Source organism: Curtobacterium sp. B8 (assembly GCF_000333315.1).
Taxonomy (GTDB): domain Bacteria; phylum Actinomycetota; class Actinomycetes; order Actinomycetales; family Microbacteriaceae; genus Curtobacterium; species Curtobacterium luteum.
The window spans coordinates 1-1,438 of the sequence record NZ_BACW01000455.1 but is presented as its reverse complement, the minus strand read 5'-3'; the positions used below and the strand labels follow the sequence as shown (position 1 = coordinate 1,438).

3 protein-coding genes are annotated in these 1,438 nt (G+C 71.7%); 2 read left to right on the top strand and 1 reads right to left on the bottom strand.

What is annotated here, in order from left to right; translation table 11 throughout:
* Positions 1–83, bottom strand: an 83-nt coding sequence (locus I59_RS23915; protein ID WP_148286198.1) for a ClpX C4-type zinc finger protein, incomplete at its 3' end; no start/stop codon positions are given.
* A gap of 218 nt (positions 84–301) precedes the next feature.
* On the opposite strand from I59_RS23915, the gene I59_RS11750 reads away from it, so the two are divergent.
* On the top strand, positions 302–1,021 hold the full coding sequence (locus I59_RS11750; protein ID WP_022904036.1) for a YcnI family protein: 720 nt from the start codon (positions 302–304) through the stop codon (positions 1,019–1,021).
* Positions 1,018–1,438: copper resistance protein CopC (locus tag I59_RS11745; RefSeq protein WP_187289816.1), on the top strand; the 421-nt coding region annotated here is incomplete at its 3' end. The genes I59_RS11750 and I59_RS11745, both read left to right, overlap by 4 nt.

Below are 1,438 nucleotides of genomic sequence, written 5' to 3'. Positions count from 1 at the left end.
CGCGAGAGCTGCTGGACCTGCTTCTGGCTCTTGCCGCAGAAGGAGCACTTGAGCAGGTCAGCGCTCTCTCCGATGCGTGCCATGTGCGTGCCCTCCCTCGGCCGTGCGACGACTCCGTCGGAACCGACGCCTGACGATCCACCCGGCACTGATCCACCGGCTGTGTCCGAGCCTAACCGCAACCGGCGACAGCCACCGCGACGCCCGGCCGGTTTCGCCGTGCGCGTTCGCCCAGGGCGTTCGGTCCTGCTACCGTGTCCGAGTCTGCTCTACAACTTGTAGAAGTCCCGGAAGGATCCCCATGCCCAAGCGCGTCGCCGTCCTCGGTGCGGCCACCCTCGGCGTCACCGCCGCGATCGTCCTCGGCTCCGCGGCCGCCGCCAGCGCCCACGTCGAGGCCACGGCGACCTCCACGGCCGCGGACTCGTACACGACCGCGACGTTCTCGGTGCCCCACGGCTGCGACGGCTCCCCCACGACGAAGCTCACCTTCCACGTCCCGGAGAGCATCATCGAGGTGACCCCGACGGTGAACCCGAACTGGACCATCACGAAGACCACCGAGCCCTACACGAGCGCCTCGGCCTCCGCCGACGACGAGTCCGCGGAGGACGCCGGCCAGCGTGTGTCGGCCGTCACCTACACCGCGAAGACCCCGCTCCCCGCCGACGAGCGCGACACGTTCTCCCTGTCGTTCTCGCTGCCGGACGGCAAGGCGGGCGACCGCGTCGAGTTCCCCGTGACCCAGACCTGCGAGAAGGGCTCGGTCGAGTGGGACCAGCAGCAGCAGGACGGCAAGGCCGAGCCCGAGCACCCGGCACCGTCGGTCGTCCTGACCGCCGCGGTCGCCACGGAGCCGGACGGCGACCCGATCGAGACCACCCCGACGGCGTCGGCAGCGTCCGGCACGAGCAGCGACCCCGACCTCGTCGGGCGGTTCCTCGGGCTCGGCGGCCTCGTCCTCGGCGCCGCCGCCCTGGTCGTCGCGGTCGCCTCGACCCGTCGGCGGACGAGCAAGTGACCCCTCGGCTCCGGCACCCGGCCGCGCGTGGTGCGCGCGGCCGCTCCCGTGCTGCCGGGAGGCTCGTGGCCGCGGCCGCCACGGCCCTCACGATCGTGGGCGGTGCGGTCCTCGGCCTCGCCGCTCCGGCCAGCGCGCACAACTACATGATCGCCTCGACGCCGAAGGTGGACGGCACGCTCACGTCGCTGCCGAAGGCGTTCGAGATCACGACGAACGACAAGCTGCTCGACATCGGCGGGTCGAACGCGGGGTTCGCGTACCGGATCGTCGGCCCCGACGGCAAGTACTACGAGGACGGCTGCCTCGCGGTCGACGGCCCCTCGATGACCACGAAGGCCGCCCTCGGCGACTCCGGGAAGTACACCGTCGAGTGGCAGATCGTCTCCGCCGACGGCCACACGGTCTCGGACGAGT

Coding starts and splice junctions, on each gene's coding strand:
- I59_RS11750 (WP_022904036.1), top strand. CDS start 302: ATGCCCAAGCGCGTCGCCGTCCTCGGTGCGGCCACCCTCGGCGTCACC.